We start from the raw sequence: 17,739 nt of genomic DNA, 5'->3' as shown, positions 1-17,739 counted from the left end.
AGAGACAGCCTGATGAACGCTCACGCCCAATTCACCCATATGGAAGACGGCAGCGCCGAGGACTGGGCCATCATCGCCCAGGACTTTGCCGCCTACGCCAAGCAGCTGCCGGATCGCATCCTCACTCACCTCAAGCTGCTCGACGGCGATTTCGGCGGTTTCCCGGTGGATCGCCTGACCCACTCGCTGCAGACCGCCACCCTGGCCTACCGCGCCGGCAAGGACGAGGAGTACGTGGTCTGTGCCCTGCTCCACGACATCGGCGACACCCTCGGCTCCTACAACCATGCCGATATCGCCGCCGCCATGCTCAAGCCCTTCGTCAGCCCGGAAAACCACTGGATGATCGAGAAGCACGCGATCTTCCAGGGCTACTACTTCTTCCACCACCTGGGGCTGGACCGGCACCTGCGCGAGCAGTTCAAGGACCATCCGCAGTTCCAGCAGACCATAGAGTTCTGCGCCCGCTACGACGCCGCCGCCTTCGACCCGCAAGGTGAGACCCTGCCGCTGGAGTTCTTCGAGCCCATGCTGCGCCGCGTCTTCGCCCAGCCCAAGCAGTCCATCTATAAGGCCGCCATGGAGCGCCAGGCCAGCTGAAGCCAGCGCCATTCGGCGGCCATACTTGGCCGCCGTGCGCTGGCTGGTTATGATCCCTCACCCGCCAGACCTTGGCGCAGGTCTTGCAGACCGTCCAGGCGCTCAGCAGAAGCGCCAGAAAACCATCAGGGATCGCTCCATCAATGAAGTCCAACGTCCAGGAAATACCCAGGGCGCAACCTGCCCCGTTGCTGCGCGAATACTATTCGCGGGTGCTGGCCTACATAGCCCCTGCAGCCGCCATCGCCGCCGGCACCTACGTCAATCACTTCGGCTACAACATCCTGTGGATGGTGCCTTACGCGCTGCTCTACCCGCACCTGGCCTACCACCTGGGTAATCGCTTCAAGCGCGAACATCCCGAGCGCACCTCCCTCGTCCTGCTGTTCATCGATGCCGTGCATGCCGGCGCCGCCGCCGTGCTGATGGGCTTCTCGGTGGTGCCCGGACTGATGTTCCTGCTGACCCTGTGCTTCAGCGCGCTGATCGCCGGCGGGGTGCGCCAGATGGGCCTGGCCGTGCTGGTCGCGGCGGGCAGCACGGCCCTCAACACCGCGCTGATTCATCCCGATGTCAACGCCAACACCCCGACCCTGGTCGCCCTGGTCAGCATCCTGCTGAGCACCCTGTATATCTGCATCACCGCCTTCTTCGTGCACGAACAGGGCCTGCGCCTGACCCTGGCCCGCCACGAGATCAAGCGCGAACAGGAAAAGGCCGCACGCCTGGCACGCAACCTGGCCAAGTACCTGTCACCCCAGGTCTGGGAGCTGATCTTCAGCGGCAAGAAGCACGTACGCCTGGAAACCCAGCGCAAGAAGCTCACCGTGTTCTTCTCCGACATCAAAGGCTTCACCGAGCTGGCCGAGGAACTGGAAGCCGAGCAGCTCACCGACCTGCTCAACACCTACCTCAACGAGATGTCGAAGATCGCCCTCAAGTACGGCGGCACCATCGACAAGTTCGTCGGCGACAGCGTGCTGGTGTTCTTCGGCGACCCGTCCAGCCAAGGCGCCAAGAAGGACGCGGCCAACGCCGTGTCGATGGCCATCGCCATGCGCAAGCACATGAAGGTGCTGCGCCAGCAGTGGCGCGCCCAGGGCATCACCAAGCCGCTGGAAATCCGCATGGGCCTGAACACCGGCTACTGCACGGTGGGCAACTTCGGCGCGGACACGCGCATGGACTACACCATCATCGGCCGCGAAGTGAACCTGGCCAGCCGCCTGGAAAGCTCATCCGAGGCCGGCGAGATTCTCATCTCCCACGAGACCTACTCGCTGATCAAGGACGTGATCATGTGCCGCGACAAGGGCCAGATCGCGGTCAAGGGCTTCAGCCGGCCGGTGCAGATCTACCAAGTGGTGGACTTCCGCCGTGACCTGGGTGCCCGCTCCAGCTATGTCGAACACGAGTTGCCCGGCTTCTCCATGTACCTGGATACCAACGGCATCCAGAACTACGACAAGGAGAAAGTCATCCAGGCCCTCAGTCAGGCCGCCGACAAACTGCGCGACAAGGTCATCCTGTAACGCCCTGCGCTACTCAATAAGAACGCCGCCCTCTTGGGCGGCGTTTTGCTTTTCTGGGAGCGCGGTTTGCACCCGCCCTACACCTGCAGAGCCGGCAACTCGCCCAGCTGCACCAGCTCGCCGTCGAGCAGCGGCTGGCTGGCCAGGAATTCCAGCGCCGAAGCGCGCCAGGACTGGCGTGCCGCACGCTCGGCACAGACCTCGCGGCTCAGCGCCAGTGCCGCCAGGCAGGCCTGCTGCAAGTCCTCGTCCATCACCCCGGTCACCCCCGGCTCCAGCACATCCAGAGGCCCCGCCACCGGATAGGCCGCCACCGGGGTGCCGCAGGCCAGCGCTTCGAGCATCACCAGGCCGTAGGTATCGGTACGCGACGGGAACACCAGCACGCTGGCGGCGGCGAAGGCCTGTGCCAACGCCTCGCCCTGCTGGTAGCCGAGAAAACTCACCTGCGGGTAGGCGGCCTGCAGCTCGGCACGCTCGGGACCGTCGCCGACCACACGCTTCTCGCCCGGCAGCTCCAGATCGAGAAAGGCGCGCAGGTTCTTCTCCGCAGCCAGACGTCCGACATAGAGAAACACCGGTTCACTACGCGCCACTGGGCGCGGAAAGAACAGTGCGCCATTCACGCCTTTGCGCCACAACTGCAGGCGCGCCAGACGCCATCCGGCGAACTCCTCGCGCAAGCGCTCGGTGCTCACCAGTACGGCCTGGCTGGACTGGTGAAAGCGACGCAGGTAGGCGTAGCCCCAGGCCAGCGGGATGCGCGGCCAGCGCGTATGCACATATTCGGGAAAGCGCGTGTGGATGGCGCTGGAAAAGGCCAGACCGCGCTTGTTCAGCCAGCGCCGTGCCGCCCAGCCCAACGGGCCCTCGGTGGCCAGGTGCACACAGTCCGGGCGGAACTCGCGAATCGCCGGGCCGACCCGCCACAGGTCCCAGGCCAGCGGGATTTCCGGGTAGCTGGGGCACGGCAGATGGCGGAAGTCCTGCGGCGACAGCAGCTTGACCAGATGCCCCAGGCCACGCAGCTCGCTAACCAGCGCCTGCAGGCTGGTGACCACGCCGTTGACCTGCGGGTGCCAGGCGTCGCTGACGATCAGAATCCTCATGCCGCCTGCTCGAGCGCGACGGCTTCGGCCACGGCCGCCTGATCCTCGGCCAGACGATAGAGCTGGATGCTGCCGTCCAGGTGTTCGATCAGCGCCGTGCAGGACTCCACCCAGTCACCGCAGTTCATGTACTCGACCCCGTTCACTTTGCGGATCTCGGCATGGTGGATATGGCCGCAGACGGCGCCGTCCAGCCCGCGCTTGACGCATTCGTGGGCGATGGACTCCTCGAAGTCACTGATGAAGTTCACCGCCGTCTTGACCTTGTGCTTGAGGAAGGCCGACAGCGACCAGTAGCCGTAACCCCAGCGCTCGCGCCAGTGGTTGAGCCAGCGATTGAGGGTCAGGGTGAACTCGTAGGCCGAGTCGCCGAGGAAGGCCAGCCACTTGTGATAACGGGTGATCACGTCGAACTGGTCGCCGTGGATCACCAGTAGGCGGCGGCCGTCGGCGGTCTCGTGCACCGCCTCGTCGACCAGCTGGATATTGCCGAGGATCAGCGTGGAGTAGCGGCGCAGGAATTCGTCATGGTTGCCGGTGACGTAGATCACCTCGGTGCCGCGCTTGCTCATGGTCAGCAGGCGGCGGATCACGTTGGTGTGCGCCTGCGGCCAGTAGATGCCGCCGCGCAGCTTCCAGCCGTCGATGATGTCGCCGACCAGGTAGATGCGGTCGGCCTGGTAGCGCTTGAGGAACCCAGCCAGGCGTTCGGCCTGACAGTCGCGGGTGCCTAGGTGAACGTCGGAAATCCACAGAGTGCGGACATGCTGCTTGCGGCTGGGCTTGTTGCGCTCGGCGATGCTCATGGGCGGCCTCCGGCTGGGTTTGGCCAAGCGTGCGCCGGGGTGGTGAAGTGCAAATGACAGACGAGTGACCATTGCATGACAGACGAACAGCACCAACGGCCGGTGTACACTGGCCCTTCGTTCAGGAGTCCGCCATGTCCCAGCTGCTCTCGCTGCGCCACTATCACCACGAGCAGATCGCCCACAGCCATGATCACGCCCAGCTGGTATTCGGCCTGAGCGGCCGGCTCGACTTCGAGGTGGACGGTCGCGGCTGCGAGATCGCCAGCGCCAGCCTCGCCGTGGTGCCCACCGATGCCCACCACGCCTGCGCCAGCCCCCTGGGCAGCCGATGCCTGGTCCTCGATGTGCCACGCGACGGCTGGCTGCAACAGCGTCTCGGTGGGCATTTCGACGCCAGCCGGCGCCTGCTGGAAACCCCGGGGCGCCGCCAGCTCAGCCCAGCCCAGAGCCAGCTGGTCAACTGGCTGGCGGCCAGCCCGCTCGACGATGCGGTGATTGCCCAGCAAGGCGCGGCCCTGCTGCTGGCCAGCCTCAGCGGCAGCCACGCGCCAGCGGTAGCGCCCGGCTTGCCGCTGGCGCGCCTCGACGCCCATATCGACCAACACTGCGCCCACCCCCTGCAGGTGGCCGATCTGGCGCGCCTGTGCGACCTGTCGGCAGCGCGCTTCCACGCCCGTTTTCTGGCCGAAACCGGCCACACGCCGATGGAGCATGTGCGCCAGCGCCGCCTGCAACTGGGCCGCGAACTGCTGATCAACAGCGGCCTGGCGGTGGGCGAAATCGCCGCGCGGGTCGGCTATGCCTCGCAGAGTGCCTTCACCGCCGCCCTGGTCCGCGAGCTGGGCCTCACCCCACGCGAACTGCGTCGCCAGGCACGCGAGGCGCGCGACAATTGCCGCGAGTAGCGCGACAGACCTGCCTCACGCCAACGCCTAGACTCTGCCGATCACTCCAGGAGAGCTGCCGGCATGCCGACCATCGAATGGCAGGACTTCGAGCGCGTGGAACTACGCGTCGGCACCCTGCTCAGCGCCCGTGCGAACGAAAAGGCGATCAAACCAGCCTATGTGCTGGAAGTGGACCTCGGCGAACTGGGGGTGAAAACCTCCAGCGCCCAGCTCACCGCACATTACAGTGCCGCAGAGCTGGTCGGGCGCCAGGTGCTGTGCGTGTGCAACTTCGCGCCCAAGCGCATCGCCGGGATACGCTCAGAGGCACTGGTCACCGGCGTCCACGATGCCCAGGGCAAGGTGGTGCTGACCAGCTTCGACCGACCGCTGAGCAATGGCGCACGCCTGGCCTGAATCCCCCCTCTTTCCTCTACGCAGTCTGGAATTTCTGATGCAACACCGCACCGCGCTTTTCGCCCTGCACCTGGGCGCCCTGTGCTTCGGCCTCTCCGGCATTTTCGGCAAGCTGGCGCTGGCCGCGCCGCTGGTGATCGTCTTCGGCCGCGCCCTGTTCGCCGTCGGCGCGCTGGGCCTGTTCAGCCACTTTGGCGAAACCACCCGGCGCCTGAGCTGGCGCCACTGCCTGGCCCTGGCCGGCGCCGGCCTGTTGCTGGGCGGGCACTGGTGGACCTTCTTCATTGCGGTCAAGGTATCCGGCGTGGGCGTGGCTACCCTCGGCTTCGCCAGCTTCCCCGCCTTCACCGTGCTGCTCGAAGGCATCCTGTTTCGCGAGCGCATCCGCCGCGCCGAATGGCTGGTGGTCGGCCTGGTCTGCCTGGGCCTGGTACTGGTCACGCCGCACTTCGACTTCGGCAGCGAAGCCACCCTTGGCCTCGGCTGGGCGGTGCTCTCCGGGCTGTTGTTCGCTCTGGTCTCGGTGAGCAATCGCGCCACCACCAAGGGCGTCGAGCCGGCCCAGGCGGCGCTGTGGCAGAACCTCGGCATTCTTGTCTGCACGCTGCCGCTGGCCTGGTCGGCACTGCCCGAGGTGCGAGCCCTGGACTGGCTGTGGATCGCCCTGCTCGGCCTGCTCTGCACGGCCCTGGCCCACAGCCTGTTCGTTGCCAGCCTACGCGTGCTCAACGCCCGCAGCGCCTCGGTGGTGTTCGCCCTGGAGCCGGTCTACGGCATTCTCTTCGCCTGGTGGCTGTTCGACGAGGAACCCGGCCTGCGCATGGTCTTCGGCGGCGTGCTGATCCTGCTGGCCACGCTGATCTCGGCGCGCCTGAGCAAGCACGCGGCAAAAGTCGACGACCTCGCCTGACGCGCCAGCCGCGCCTGCTCGGCCAAGCTCAGGAGGGCTAGAGCACTAACGGTCGATATGGCCGAGGTCGCGCTCGGGGTCGATCAGGTCGCGCAAGCGCTGCTTGAGCTCCTTGGCCTCGGGAAAACCACCATCGGCCTTGCGTTCCCACAGCTGCACGCCATCGCAGACGATGCGGAACACCCCGCCGGTGCCGGGCTCCAGGCTGACCATGCCCAGCTCGTCGGCAAAGGTGCTGAGCAGCTCCTGGGCCAACCAGGCCGCGCGCAACAGCCACTGGCACTGGGTGCAATAGGTGATCACCACTTCCGGTTTGCTCATGGCGAGCTCCAGTCAATTCGGGGTGGGCATGATAGCGCCGCAAAAAGGACAACGCCGCGGTCATGCCGCGGCGTCGCCCTCCCGCCCTATTTCGCGCGTCAGGCGATTTTCGCCAACAGCTCGCGGGCACGCTCGCGCTGCTGCTCGTCGCCCTCGCTGATCAGTTCATTGAGGATGTCGCAGGCGCTGCCAATATCGCCCTGTTCGATGTAGGCCAGCGCCGTGTTGAGGCGCACCAAGTGGTCACGATTGCTGGCCAGGTGCTCGAAATTGTCCGCCAGCGGCTCGAACGGATGCACGGACGCCGACGCCTGCCGCCCTACCTGCTCGTGGGAAAAGGCCTCGACGATGTCCTCGTCGAGCACCTGTTCCTGCGGTAGCTCGGCGAAGGATGCCAGCAAGCCATCGTCGGCATTCATCTCGGCCACCTCGGGCAGCTCCTGCAGGTTGGAGCTGAAATCCGGGTCGAACACCTCCTGCTGAGCCTTCTCGGCCTTGGCCCGCGCCGACTGTTCCGGCTGGAACGGGCTGGCCAGCCCCCAGTCGGCATCCAGCGACAGGTCGTCCAGGTTGAGCTGAAAATCGTCCTGCAGCACCGCCGCCTGCTCGGGTTCCTCGACCATCGCGGCCAATTGCGGCGCTGCCTGATCTTGATCTTGCTGCAGGTGACCGAAGCGTGCGCGGATCTGGTCCACCTGCACATGGCTGGCGCCCATCTCGTGCAACTGCCGTTCCTGTTCGAAGAAGGCAGCGGCATCACCCAGTTCGCCGCAGACCTCCAGCATGCGCAGACGCAGGTCGAGACGCTCGGGTTGCTGCTCGATCGCCTTGCGCAGACTGTTGGCGGCATCCGCGAAGCGGCCGTAGGCGATATAGATATTGGCGCCCTCCAGAGGATCGGTCGCCACCGGCGGCACACGTTGTTCAAGCGGCTGCGCTGCCGGCACAACTGGCCGCGCCACACTCTCGACCACTTTCTCCTGTACGGGTCGGGAGACCATGCGCGGCTCCTCCAGCGGCCGCCGCAGCGGCTCCGGCTCTGGCTGCGGACGCTGCCGCCGAACCAACCAGAGCGTCATCCCCACCAGCAACGCAAGCAGCACGACGCCGGCGAGCCAGAAGCTCCAGCCCGCGCCACGCGATTCGATAACGGGGCTGGCCGGTTGCGGTGCAACGGGGGCTGCGGGGCGAGCCTGCTGCTCCAGCTGTTCGCGCAGCTGCTGCATCTGCAGATCCTTCTCGGCCATCTGCGCCTGCAGTTGCTGCAACTGCACCTGCAGCTCGCTCAGCGAGTTCTGCAATTGCAGGTTCTGGGTGTTGACCTCGGCCAGTTCGGCATCCACCCGTGCCTGTTCGGCTTGCAGGCGCTGCTGCTCAGCCACCTCGGATTGCGCTGTATCGACCTCGGGCTGCGCAACAGCGGCCTGCGCCGCGAGCGGAGCGGGCTCGACGGCTGGCGTAGCCTGGGCCGCATCGGGCAGCAGCAGCTCGACATCGGCACGCAGACGGCCGGGATCACCATTGCTGAAGGCCTGCGGATTGAGGGCATGGATATCGCTCATCAACGCCTCGCGGCCGAGCGTGGCGCCCGCGGCCTGCAAGCGCCCGGCAATGCTCCACAGGCTGTCACCACGCTGTACCCGATAGCGTTCACCGCGGCTGGCCTGCGGCAATGGCCGTGCCGGGTCGCTGCGCCAGGCGTTCACCGCCGGTTGTGGCGCAGGCGCCGCCTGCGGGGTGTAGGCCGATGAACCAGGCGGGTCGATCAGCAAGGTGTATTCGCGCAGCAGGTTGCCGCCTGGGCGGGCCACTTCGACGATGAAATTCAGGTAGGGCTCGCGCACCGGTTTGTTCGACTGCACGCGGATCAGGCCCCGGCCGCCACTCAGCACCGGGGTAAAGCGCAGGTCGTTGAGGAAGTAGAAACGCTCCACACCGATCCGACTGAACTCCTCCGCCGAGGCCAGGCGCACCTTGATCTCCTGCTCACCCAGGTCGCCGACCTGGAACAGTTCTATTTCGGCGTCCAGCGGTTGGTTGAGGGCTGAATGCAGGTTGATCTCACCCAGGCCAAGGGCGGGCGTAATGCCCGAGTAGAACGCCGACCCCGAGGCCAGCCCCAGCAGCAAAAGACGCAAACGGGCCATAAGTCCCCCTCGCACGCGCCCGCTCTGCTTCGTAGCGTGCATTCCCTGATTGGCTCGGCGCGTGAGGCAACAACTGTCGAGAGGCGATCCCTGGCGACCCGGCAACGAAAATGCCGGCCAGATGACCTGGTACGCATGTACAGAACTGGCAGGCATATGGCCAGCATATGAAGGCCGCCACACAAACGCCAACCAGTGCTCAGTCGAATTGGAGATAACTCAGAAGACTGAAACAACCCAAAGAGATAAGAGCCTCAGGAACGCTCCAGATTGGCCAGGATGCGTGCATGCACCTCCTGGCACAGACGCTGGTCTTCTTCGCTGATACCGGCGAACAGCTCGGCGCGCAGTTGCTGGGCGATACTCTCAATCTGCTCGATCAGCGGTCGCGCCTTGGCGCTGAGTACCACCTTCTTGGCCCGGCGATCCTCCGGCACGGCAATGCGCTGCACCAGTTCCTGGGCCTCCAGGCCATCGAGCAGGCGGGCCAGGGTCGGCCCCTCCACACCCACGGTCTGCGCCAGCTCGCGCTGGGTCGGTGGTTCCTTGAGCAGGGCCAGGTGCAACAGCACCAGCCAGCGGGCCTGGGACAAACCTAGCCCGGACAGGCGCCGATCCAGCTCCGCGCGCCAGGCGCGGGAAAGCTGAGCCAACTGCATACCGAAACTGTGATGGGCGAACTTGTGCATGACGGGACTCTCAGCTGGTTCTTGCCGCTCTCCACATCCCCGGATGCGTGTGGACAGCAGAAAAACCTAATTATTAGTCACCTAACCATAACCCCGTCGCTCGTTCGCGCCAAGCCTGGCATCACCATTTCACGTACTGATCCTCGACGAAGCCCCAGAGGTTGTCGATACGCAGTTCGGCTCGCCCCGGCGGCCGTAGAGTGCCCTGGAAACAACCGAAAACCTGTTTGAAGTTGCTGGCCAGCAGGCCCAGGTCGAGGTGCTCGCGGTGCAGGCCGTGGCCGCGAAACTCCAGCTCCACCTGGCCATCGCCGGAGACGATGCGCCAAGGCCGCAACGGGTCGTCACGCTCGAACTGGAAATGCACGCCGCTGACCGGCAGCAGCTGGCCATCGAGCCAGTAGCAGTTCTCGCTGAAACTGGTTTCGTTGACCCCGCAGGACAGGTTCAGGCCGACCCGCGTCGTGCCCACCAGGCCGGACAGGCAGGCCCAGTTCCAGTGCGTCTCCGGGCGCATATAGCCGGCAGACCAGTCGTGATGGGCGAACGCATCCAGGGCGGCCAGGTCGAAATCGCCGAGGGTGCTCTGCACCCGCCCCTGACAGCGCACCCCGGCGACCTTCTGCGCATAGACCCAGCCATCGGCCGCCGTCGGCGTGCAGATGCACATGGGCTGGAACTGCTCCTCGGAGAAACTCGCCTCGATCCGCGTGCCGTCGTCCAGCTCTACCAGCAGTTGCTTGCTGGCGCCCTGGTTGTCCAGGCGCAGCAGGTTGGCGCCGCTGCGCAGCTCGCAGGCCCCTCCATTCGGCTGCGTCGAGAAGGAAGTGCCGAGCCCGAGCGGCTTGCGAAACTGGCGCTCGATCATGCGCCCCGTGGCCGGTTGGAACAGGTAGACGAAGCCCGCCGTGAGCAGGCTGATGTCGGCCAGGGCACAGCCGCCGATCAGTTCGTCGCTGACCAGGCCGAAATACTGGAACTGGTGATAGCGCCGCCATTTGGCCAGGGCACCACGGCGGCGCCCCATGGGCGAGCGGAAGTCGAAATCGCACCAGTTAACCTCGCCCGGCGCCGCGGGAAAAATACCGTAGTGCGGCTGGCCATTGGCCTGAATCAGTCGGTCCATGAGAGCTTCCGGCAAGGGAAAGCCGCGATGCTAGCAGCCGCACCGGCGGCTGAAAGCGACGATTCGCGCCAGCCCGGGTGGCGGTTGCGGCCAGTTACACCTCGAACTCGGCCTGCAACGCGGCCCGCACGCAATGCAGCACGCCCTCCGGCACCTGGCCGGCGAACTGCTCGACGATGGCGGCCACCGGCGGCAACTCGCCCTCCCCATCGAGGAAGGCGTCCTGAATCGCACCCAGCAGCTCTTCCGGCAGGTCCAACGCCTGCTCCAGGGACAACTGCTGGCGGCCGATGGCCTCGGCCAGCATGTTGTACACGCTCTTCTCGCCACAGTTCAGCTGGCTAGCGATCTGTGCCGGCGTCATGCCCGCGCGGGCCAGGCTGACCAGCTCGTGGCGCAGGTCCTGCACCACCTTGGGCGCCTCGCCCTCGCCAGCGCCGTTGAGCACTTCGAGGAAGGCCTGGCCATAGCGTTCCAGCTTGCGCGCGCCAACGCCGCTGACCCGCGCCATCTCGTCCAGGCTGCGCGGTTGGCTGCGCAGCATTTCCAGCAGGGTCGAGTCGGGGAAGATGACGTAGGGCGGCACGCTGTGTTCCTCGGCCAGCTTGCGGCGCAAGGTGCGCAGGGCTTCCCACTGCTCGCGTTCCTCGCCGCGCACCAGCTGGCTGGCGCTGCTGCCGGAAGCCTTGGCCGCCTGCTGCGGCTTGAGGTCGCGGCGCAGCTCCAGGGTCACCTCGCCGCGCAGCAGCGGGCGGCAACTGTCGGACAGACGCAGGCCGCCATAGCCTTCCAGGTCGACATCGGCCAGGCCGCGCGCCACCAACTGGCGGAACAGGGTGCGCCACTCGCCTTCGCTCAACGCCTTGCCGATCCCGAACACCGGCAGGTGCTGATGCCCAACGGCGCGAATCTTGTCGTTGTCGCGGCCCAGCAGGATGTCCACCAGGTGACCGACACCATAGCGCTGGCCGCTGCGGTATATGGCCGATAGGCCCTGGCGTGCCGGCTCGGTGGCGTCCCAGGTCTGCACCTGATCGACGCAGGTGTCGCAATGGCCACAGGGCTGCGGCAGGTCTTCGTCGAAATAGGCCAGCAGCGCCTGGCGCCGGCAGCGAATTTCTTCGCAGAGGGCCAGCATGGCGTCCAGCTTGTGCTGCTCGACGCGCTTGTGGCGCTCGTCACCCTCGGAGTTGCTGAGCATCTGCTTGAGGAAGATCACGTCCTGCAGACCGTAGGCCATCCAGGCATCCGCCGGCAGGCCGTCGCGGCCGGCGCGGCCGGTTTCCTGGTAATAGGCCTCGAGGCTCTTGGGCAGATCAAGGTGGCAGACGAAGCGCACGTTGGGTTTGTCGATGCCCATGCCGAAGGCGATGGTCGCCACCATGATCAGCCCTTCCTCGTTGAGGAAGCGCTTCTGGTTGTAGGCGCGCAGGTCGCTGGGCAGGCCGGCGTGGTAAGGCAGCGCCGGAAAGCCCTGAGCGCTGAGGAACTCGGCCACCTCTTCGACCTTCTTGCGCGACAGGCAATAGACGATGCCGGCATCGCCCTTGCGCGCGGCGAGGAAGGCCAGTAGCTGCTTGCGCGGCTGATCCTTGGGCTGGATGCGATAGAAGATGTTCGGGCGGTCGAAGCTGGAGAGAAAGCGTTCGGCATTTTCCAGATGCAGGCGCTGGGCGATCTCCTCGCGGGTGCGCTTGTCCGCCGTGGCGGTCAGGGCGATGCGCGGCACGCCGGGGAACAGCTCGGCCAGCTGACCCAGCTGCAGGTATTCCGGGCGGAAATCGTGGCCCCACTGCGACACGCAGTGCGCCTCGTCGATGGCGAACAGGGCGATCTGCAGATTCTGCAGGAAAGCCAGCATGCGTGGCTGCACCAGGCGTTCGGGGGCCAGGTAGAGGAACTTGATCTCACCGCGGCGGATACGCTCGGCGATCTCGCGCTGCTCGTCGTTGCTCAGGGTGGAATTGAGCGCCACGGCAGCCACGCCCAGTTCGTCGAGGGTGGCGACCTGGTCGTCCATCAGCGCGATCAGCGGCGAGACGATCACCGCCAGGCCGTCACGCAGCAGGCCCGGCACCTGATAACACAGCGACTTGCCGCCGCCGGTGGGCATCAGTACCAGGGCATCGCCGCCAGCGGCCACGCGCTCGATGATCGCGGCCTGGTTGCCGCGGAAGGCGTCGTAGCCGAATACGTCTTTGAGAATGCTGCGTGCGCTGCGTTGTGGTGCCTGGTCGAGCATGCCGGTCTCCGTTGCGAGCGGCGAAGTATACGCGAGCGACAGCTAGGTCAGACCATCGCCCGTCGGCCGTGCTTTTGCGAGGCGAGACGACTAGAATCGCGATGTTTACTCACTCAAGGTAACCCCACGATGTCCTTCGCCGAGCAACTGTCCCGCCTGCAAGCCTTTCTCGATGCCGATGATCTGCACGAGGAGGCCCTGGACTACGTGGCCGCACACGGTTACCTGACCGCCCTCTCCATCTGCCCCGAGCAGGTGCCCGAGCGCGAATGGATCGACGCCCTGTTCGCCGAGCCACCGCATTACCGCAGCGACATCGAGCGCGAAGAGGTGGAAATCACCCTGCACCTGCTCAAGAGCCACATCGCCCGCCAGCTGGCCAGCGACGACGAGCCGGAAATCCCCTGCGACCTCGACCTTGGCGACGACCCGGACGACTCCGACCTGCGTGGCTGGTGCATCGGCTTCATGGAAGGCGTCTTCCTGCGCGAGGCGGTGTGGTTCGAAGACTCCGAGGACGAAGTCAGCGAACTGCTACTGCCGATCATGGTCGCCTCCGGCCTGTTCGACGAGCAGCCGGAATTCGCCGAAATCGCCCGCGACCGCCAGCTGGTGGACAGCATGGTCGATCAGATCCCCGAGCTGCTGACCGCCCTGTTCCTGCTCTGCCAGGCACCGGAAGAAAAGCCCGCACTCCTGAAGCCTCGTCACCACTAAGTCGCGCTTATGGCGCACGCCGATATCCAGCAAAGCCGTTACCGCAGCGTGCGCTACACGCTGCTGGTGGTCGGCTGGCTGAGCGTCGTGCTCGGCGTGATCGGCATCTTCGTGCCGGTGCTGCCGACCACCCCCTTCCTGCTCCTGGCCGCCGCCTGTTTCGTGCGCAGCTCGCGGCGTTTCTACCTGTGGCTGGTCAACCACCGCCACCTCGGTCCGTGGATTCGCGACTACCTGGAGGGCAACGGCATCCCGCTCAAGGGCAAGGTCTACGCCATCGGCCTGATGTGGGCCAGCATCGGCCTGTCCTGCTACCTGGTGCCGATGCCCTGGGCACGTGCCTTCATGTTGACCAGCGCGGTGCTGGTCAGCCTCTACATCCTGCGCCAGAAGACCCTGCCGAGCCGCTGATCGGTTAGTGCAGCGAAAACGGCAAAGCGCCACCGGCTTGCCTACACTTCTCCCACCTTCCTCGGGAGAAGTCAGATGCAGCTGCGGCCGCGTGTCCAGGGACGAACCAGGCGCCTATCGGCGGTGCCGCCACTGCTCGGCACTCTGCTGCTGATCCTCCTGGCCCTGGCCGTACGCGCCAACTGGAACTTCGACCTGATCCTCGGCAACGCCGAAAAACGCTACGGCAACCTGGGCCCCGCCAAGGGCCGCATCCAGGCCTGGGACGAGCTGATCCGCGCCAGCGAAAACCTTGCCGAGAAAGACAAGCTGACCAGCGTCAATCGCTTCTTCAACCGCCAGTTCCGCTTCTCCGACGACATCCGCAACTGGCGCCAGAACGACTACTGGGCCACCCCGATCGAGGCGCTGGTCAAGGGTGCCGGCGATTGCGAGGACTACTCCATCGCCAAGTACTTCACCCTGCGCCGCCTCGGCGTCCCCTCGGAAAGACTGCGCATTACCTACGTCAAGGCGCTCAAGTACAACCAGGCGCACATGGTGCTGACCTACTACGCCAGCCCCGGTGCCGAACCGCTGGTACTGGACAACCTGATCGGCGAAATCCGCCCCGCCTCCCAACGCAAGGATCTGCTGCCGGTCTACGCCTTCAATGCCGAAGGGCTCTATCTGCCGGGACAGACCGGCAAGAAAAGCGACACCAAGAAACTCTCGCGCTGGCAGGACCTGCTGAAGAAGATGCGCGCCGAAGGATTCGACATCGGAGAGGGCTAGGAGAAGATCATGTCCCTGTTGAAACAGCTATTTCTCGCCATCTGCCTGTTCCTCGTGGTGGCCTTCACCGGCAGCTTCATCTCCGGCGTGGAAAGCTCGCGCGAGCAGCTGCTCAGCCAGTTGCGCTCTCATGCCCAGGACGCCGCCACCGCCCTCGGTCTGTCGATGACACCGCACGTCGACGACCCGGCAATGATCGAGCTGATGGTCAGCTCGATCTTCGACAGCGGCTACTTCGCCACCATCCGCGTGGTCCGCATCCCCGGCGACGAGGTCATCGTCGAGCGGCGCACCACCGTCACGTCCGACAAAGTGCCGGCCTGGTTCGTCGACCTGGTCAACCTGGAGCCGCAGGGGGGCGATGCGCTGATCATGCGTGGCTGGGAGCAGGCAGCGCGGGTCGAGGTGCTCAGCCATCCGCAATTCGCCCTGGCCAAACTGTGGGACAGCGCCATTGGCAGCCTGCTCTGGCTGCTGCTGTGCGGCGTGGTCAGTGCCATCCTCGGCGGCTGGCTGCTGCGTACCCAGCTGCGCCCGCTGGACAACATGGTGCAGCAGGCCCAGGCCATCACCCGTCGCGAATTCCTCACCCTGCCGCGAGTACCGCGCACGCCAGAGCTCAAGCGCGTCGTCCTGGCCATGAACCAGATGGTCGAGAAACTCAAGCAGCTTTTCGCCGAGGAGGCCGCGCGCAGCGAGAAGTTGCGCGAGGAAGCCTACCAGGACACCTTGACGGGCTTGGCCAACCGTCGGCTGTTCGACATCAAGCTGGCCAGCCAGCTCGCCATCACCGAGCAGAATGCCGAAGGCTATGTGATGTTCCTGCGGGTCAACGACCTGGGCGGCCTCAACCAGCGCCTCGGTGGGCAGAAGACCGACGAACTGATCGGTGCCATCGGTGAAATTCTCAAGCGCCTGCTGGCCGAGCGCGGCAGCCCGGACTGGCTGGCCTCACGTAGCCGCGGTGGCGAATTCACCCTGCTGACCCCGGGCCTCTCCGGCGACGACGCCGACCGCCTGGCCCAGGGCCTTACCGAGGGTCTGGAAAGCCTGCGCCAGACTGGCGCCAGCGACTGCACGCCGGTCGCCCACCTGGGCATCGCCGCATTCAAACCGGGCGAGGAAATCCAGACGGTGATCGCCCGGACCGACCAGGCTCTGGCGCAGGCACAGTCGCATGCAGACAAACCCTGGGAGCGCGTGGACGACCTCAACGCCCTGCCCGGCCAGGGCCAGCATGACTGGCGCAAGTGGATCGACGAGGCCCTCAACCAGGGCAAGCTGCAGCTGTACTTCCAGCCCGTGGCCGAATGCGTCGCGCGCGACCAGGTCATTCACCAGAAGGTCCTGGCGCGCCTGCTCGACCCGCAGGGCGAGGCCATTGCCGCCGGCCGCTTCCTGCCCTGGATCGAGCGTCTGGGCTGGACCGCGCGGTTCGACCTGGCCATGCTCGAACACAGCCTGGCGCACCTGAGCCGGCACCCGCAGCCGCTGGCGCTGAGCCTGTCCGCCGCCACCCTGCGCGAACCCGCCAACTTCGACAAACTGCTGGAACTGCTCAAGGCGCATACCGAGCAGGGCGAGCTGATGACCCTGGAACTGGACGAGCGCCACCTGCCCCCCGCCGCCGAGCTGGAGAAACTCAGCCAACGAGTGCGCGAAACCGGTTTCAACCTGGGGCTGCAGCACTTCGGCGGACGTTTCAGCCTGATCGGCAACCTCACCCACCTGGGCCTTGCCTACCTGAAGATCGACGGCAGCTACATCCGCAGCATCGACCAGGAAGACGACAAGCGCGTGTTCATCGAGGCCATCTTCCGCGCCACCAACAGCATCGACCTGCCGTTGATCGGCGAGATGGTAGAGACCGAAGGCGAACTCGCGGTGCTCACCGAGCTCGGCATCCATGGCGCCATGGGGCGTCTGATCGGCGCTCCGGCACCCTGGCAGGGCTAACTGCGGAACAGGCTTTGCAGTTCGGGCAGCGCCGCGCCCTCCTCGGCGCAGGCGCGTACCTGCTCAATCAGCGCGGCCAGGGCGAAGCCCTGTCCCTGCAGCCAGGCGTCGTCGTAGTAACTGGTGGCGTAACGCTCGCCACCGTCGCAGAGAATCGTCACCACCGAGCCGCGCTCGCCTGCCTCGACCATGCGTTGTGCCACCAGCAGCGCACCGACCAGGTTGGTGCCGCTGGAGGCGCCGACGCGCCGCCCCAGGCGTTGCGCCAGGTAATGCATGGCCGCCAGGGACAGGGCATCAGGCACCTTGCACACGGCATCCAGTACCTCCGGCATGAAGGACGGCTCCACCCGCGGCCGGCCAATGCCCTCGATGCGCGAGCCACAGCCCAGGGTCAGGCTGCGATCGCCACTGACGTAACTGTCGAAGAAAACCGAGCGCTCGGCATCGGCGCACAGCACGCGGGTTGCGTATTGGCGATAGCGCACGTAGCGGCCGAGGGTCGCCAGGGTGCCCCCCGTACCCGGGCTGGATACCAACCAGTTCGGCTCGGGGAACGACTCGTGGCGCATCTGCTGGAAGATCGACTCGGCGATATTGTTGTTCGCCCGCCAGTCGGTGGCGCGCTCGGCATAGGTGAACTGGTCCATGAAGTGGCCGCCGGTTTCACGAGCCAGGCGCAGGGATTCGGCATGGATCTGCGTGGGATCGTCCACCAGGTGCGTGCGCCCGCCATAGAAGGCGATCTGCGCCAGCTTTTCCTGGGCCGTGGCAGCCGGCACGACGGCAATGAACGGCAGGCCCAGCAGACGAGCGAAATAGGCTTCGGAGATCGCCGTGGAACCGCTGGAGGCCTCGATCACCGGCGCCCCTGGCTTGAGCCAGCCGTTGCACAGGGCATAGAGGAACAACGAGCGCGCCAGACGATGCTTGAGGCTGCCGGTGGGGTGGCTCGACTCATCCTTGAAATACAGCTCGACGCCCGGCAGGCCGGGCAGCGCCAGGGGAATCAGGTGGGTGTCGGCGCTGCGCTGGAAGTCCGCCTCGATGATGCGCACCGCTTCGCGGGCCCACTGTCTTGAGTCAGTCATG

Annotated in this window: 17 protein-coding genes; 9 read left to right on the top strand and 8 right to left on the bottom strand. The window is 65.8% G+C overall.

The features are described from left to right. Positions 1-12 precede the first annotated feature (12 nt). Both AYB31_RS17290 and AYB31_RS17285 read left to right on the top strand, forming a co-directional pair. Positions 13-600 (top strand): HD domain-containing protein, encoded by a 588-nt coding sequence (locus AYB31_RS17290; RefSeq protein WP_068829989.1) that lies wholly within the window; start codon positions 13-15, stop codon positions 598-600. Positions 601-743: 143 nt separating this feature from the next. Next, positions 744-2,132 carry an adenylate/guanylate cyclase domain-containing protein gene (locus tag AYB31_RS17285; RefSeq protein ID WP_068829987.1) on the top strand — a complete coding sequence of 463 codons (1,389 nt, stop codon included), beginning with the start codon at positions 744-746 and terminating at the stop codon, positions 2,130-2,132. 77 nt (positions 2,133-2,209) lie between these two features. Here AYB31_RS17285 and AYB31_RS17280 read toward each other — a convergent pair whose 3' ends face one another. Next, positions 2,210-3,241 (bottom strand): glycosyltransferase family 4 protein, encoded by a 1,032-nt coding sequence (locus tag AYB31_RS17280; RefSeq protein ID WP_068829985.1) that lies wholly within the window; start codon positions 3,239-3,241, stop codon positions 2,210-2,212. Next, a complete protein-coding gene (locus AYB31_RS17275; RefSeq protein ID WP_068829984.1) occupies positions 3,238-4,047 on the bottom strand; it encodes a UDP-2,3-diacylglucosamine diphosphatase in 810 nt (269 codons plus the stop codon). Before AYB31_RS17275 ends, AYB31_RS17280 begins: the two co-directional genes overlap by 4 nt. A gap of 134 nt (positions 4,048-4,181) precedes the next feature. Here AYB31_RS17275 and AYB31_RS17270 point away from each other — a divergent pair, with 134 nt between their 5' ends. The 3 genes from AYB31_RS17270 (at position 4,182) to AYB31_RS17260 (ending at position 6,264) form a co-directional block, all read left to right on the top strand. Continuing rightward, positions 4,182-4,955 carry a helix-turn-helix domain-containing protein gene (locus AYB31_RS17270; protein WP_068829982.1) on the top strand — a complete coding sequence of 258 codons (774 nt, stop codon included), beginning with the start codon at positions 4,182-4,184 and terminating at the stop codon, positions 4,953-4,955. A 63-nt stretch (positions 4,956-5,018) separates the two neighbouring features. After that, on the top strand, positions 5,019-5,354 hold the full coding sequence (locus AYB31_RS17265) for a tRNA-binding protein (RefSeq protein WP_068829981.1): 336 nt from the start codon (positions 5,019-5,021) through the stop codon (positions 5,352-5,354). 37 nt (positions 5,355-5,391) lie between these two features. Then, the gene (locus AYB31_RS17260) at positions 5,392-6,264 is read left to right on the top strand and encodes a DMT family transporter (RefSeq protein WP_068829980.1); all 873 of its coding nucleotides are present in this window, start codon (positions 5,392-5,394) and stop codon (positions 6,262-6,264) included. Positions 6,265-6,309: 45 nt separating this feature from the next. Here AYB31_RS17260 and AYB31_RS17255 read toward each other — a convergent pair whose 3' ends face one another. From AYB31_RS17255 to recQ, 5 genes are all read right to left on the bottom strand, one after another. Continuing rightward, the gene (locus tag AYB31_RS17255; protein WP_068829977.1) at positions 6,310-6,585 is read right to left on the bottom strand and encodes a SelT/SelW/SelH family protein; all 276 of its coding nucleotides are present in this window, start codon (positions 6,583-6,585) and stop codon (positions 6,310-6,312) included. Between the two features lie 98 nt (positions 6,586-6,683). Next, positions 6,684-8,732, bottom strand: coding sequence for a FimV/HubP family polar landmark protein (locus tag AYB31_RS17250; protein WP_177332308.1), 2,049 nt, complete (start codon positions 8,730-8,732; stop codon positions 6,684-6,686). A gap of 254 nt (positions 8,733-8,986) precedes the next feature. After that, positions 8,987-9,421: a MarR family transcriptional regulator gene (locus AYB31_RS17245; protein ID WP_068829975.1), complete on the bottom strand. Its 435-nt coding sequence runs from the start codon at positions 9,419-9,421 to the stop codon at positions 8,987-8,989. 121 nt (positions 9,422-9,542) lie between these two features. Beyond that, positions 9,543-10,547: a DUF2804 domain-containing protein gene (locus AYB31_RS17240; protein WP_068829973.1), complete on the bottom strand. Its 1,005-nt coding sequence runs from the start codon at positions 10,545-10,547 to the stop codon at positions 9,543-9,545. Positions 10,548-10,641: 94 nt separating this feature from the next. Continuing rightward, positions 10,642-12,789 carry a DNA helicase RecQ gene (gene recQ / locus AYB31_RS17235; protein WP_068829971.1) on the bottom strand — a complete coding sequence of 716 codons (2,148 nt, stop codon included), beginning with the start codon at positions 12,787-12,789 and terminating at the stop codon, positions 10,642-10,644. A gap of 129 nt (positions 12,790-12,918) precedes the next feature. Between recQ and AYB31_RS17230 the strand changes: the two genes are divergently transcribed. The 4 genes from AYB31_RS17230 to lapD all read left to right on the top strand — a co-directional run bounded on the left by AYB31_RS17230 (position 12,919) and on the right by lapD (position 16,647). After that, complete coding sequence (locus AYB31_RS17230) at positions 12,919-13,506, top strand: UPF0149 family protein (protein WP_068829969.1); 588 nt, start codon at positions 12,919-12,921, stop codon at positions 13,504-13,506. A 9-nt stretch (positions 13,507-13,515) separates the two neighbouring features. After that, positions 13,516-13,917: a YbaN family protein gene (locus AYB31_RS17225; protein ID WP_068829967.1), complete on the top strand. Its 402-nt coding sequence runs from the start codon at positions 13,516-13,518 to the stop codon at positions 13,915-13,917. Between the two features lie 75 nt (positions 13,918-13,992). Further along, the gene (gene lapG / locus AYB31_RS17220) at positions 13,993-14,691 is read left to right on the top strand and encodes a cysteine protease LapG (protein ID WP_068829965.1); all 699 of its coding nucleotides are present in this window, start codon (positions 13,993-13,995) and stop codon (positions 14,689-14,691) included. Positions 14,692-14,700: 9 nt separating this feature from the next. Then, on the top strand, positions 14,701-16,647 hold the full coding sequence (gene lapD / locus AYB31_RS17215) for a cyclic di-GMP receptor LapD (RefSeq protein ID WP_068829963.1): 1,947 nt from the start codon (positions 14,701-14,703) through the stop codon (positions 16,645-16,647). On the opposite strand, the gene AYB31_RS17210 is transcribed toward lapD, so the two are convergent. Next, complete coding sequence (locus tag AYB31_RS17210; protein WP_068829961.1) at positions 16,644-17,738, bottom strand: PLP-dependent cysteine synthase family protein; 1,095 nt, start codon at positions 17,736-17,738, stop codon at positions 16,644-16,646. The genes lapD and AYB31_RS17210 overlap by 4 nt on opposite strands. Between the last annotated feature and the right edge of the window lies 1 nt (position 17,739).

This window comes from Pseudomonas sp. BMS12 (genome assembly GCF_001592875.1).
Taxonomy (GTDB): Bacteria; Pseudomonadota; Gammaproteobacteria; order Pseudomonadales; family Pseudomonadaceae; genus Aquipseudomonas.
The sequence above is the reverse complement of the archived record's forward strand: the minus strand, read 5'-3'. Positions and strand labels throughout refer to the sequence as shown.

Coding starts and splice junctions, on each gene's coding strand:
- AYB31_RS17290 (WP_068829989.1), top strand. CDS start 13: ATGAACGCTCACGCCCAATTCACCCATATGGAAGACGGCAGCGCCGAG.
- AYB31_RS17285 (WP_068829987.1), top strand. CDS start 744: ATGAAGTCCAACGTCCAGGAAATACCCAGGGCGCAACCTGCCCCGTTG.
- AYB31_RS17280 (WP_068829985.1), bottom strand. CDS start 3,241: ATGAGGATTCTGATCGTCAGCGACGCCTGGCACCCGCAGGTCAACGGC.
- AYB31_RS17275 (WP_068829984.1), bottom strand. CDS start 4,047: ATGAGCATCGCCGAGCGCAACAAGCCCAGCCGCAAGCAGCATGTCCGC.
- AYB31_RS17270 (WP_068829982.1), top strand. CDS start 4,182: ATGTCCCAGCTGCTCTCGCTGCGCCACTATCACCACGAGCAGATCGCC.
- AYB31_RS17265 (WP_068829981.1), top strand. CDS start 5,019: ATGCCGACCATCGAATGGCAGGACTTCGAGCGCGTGGAACTACGCGTC.
- AYB31_RS17260 (WP_068829980.1), top strand. CDS start 5,392: ATGCAACACCGCACCGCGCTTTTCGCCCTGCACCTGGGCGCCCTGTGC.
- AYB31_RS17255 (WP_068829977.1), bottom strand. CDS start 6,585: ATGAGCAAACCGGAAGTGGTGATCACCTATTGCACCCAGTGCCAGTGG.
- AYB31_RS17250 (WP_177332308.1), bottom strand. CDS start 8,732: ATGGCCCGTTTGCGTCTTTTGCTGCTGGGGCTGGCCTCGGGGTCGGCG.
- AYB31_RS17245 (WP_068829975.1), bottom strand. CDS start 9,421: ATGCACAAGTTCGCCCATCACAGTTTCGGTATGCAGTTGGCTCAGCTT.
- AYB31_RS17240 (WP_068829973.1), bottom strand. CDS start 10,547: ATGGACCGACTGATTCAGGCCAATGGCCAGCCGCACTACGGTATTTTT.
- recQ (WP_068829971.1), bottom strand. CDS start 12,789: ATGCTCGACCAGGCACCACAACGCAGCGCACGCAGCATTCTCAAAGAC.
- AYB31_RS17230 (WP_068829969.1), top strand. CDS start 12,919: ATGTCCTTCGCCGAGCAACTGTCCCGCCTGCAAGCCTTTCTCGATGCC.
- AYB31_RS17225 (WP_068829967.1), top strand. CDS start 13,516: ATGGCGCACGCCGATATCCAGCAAAGCCGTTACCGCAGCGTGCGCTAC.
- lapG (WP_068829965.1), top strand. CDS start 13,993: ATGCAGCTGCGGCCGCGTGTCCAGGGACGAACCAGGCGCCTATCGGCG.
- lapD (WP_068829963.1), top strand. CDS start 14,701: ATGTCCCTGTTGAAACAGCTATTTCTCGCCATCTGCCTGTTCCTCGTG.
- AYB31_RS17210 (WP_068829961.1), bottom strand. CDS start 17,738: ATGACTGACTCAAGACAGTGGGCCCGCGAAGCGGTGCGCATCATCGAG.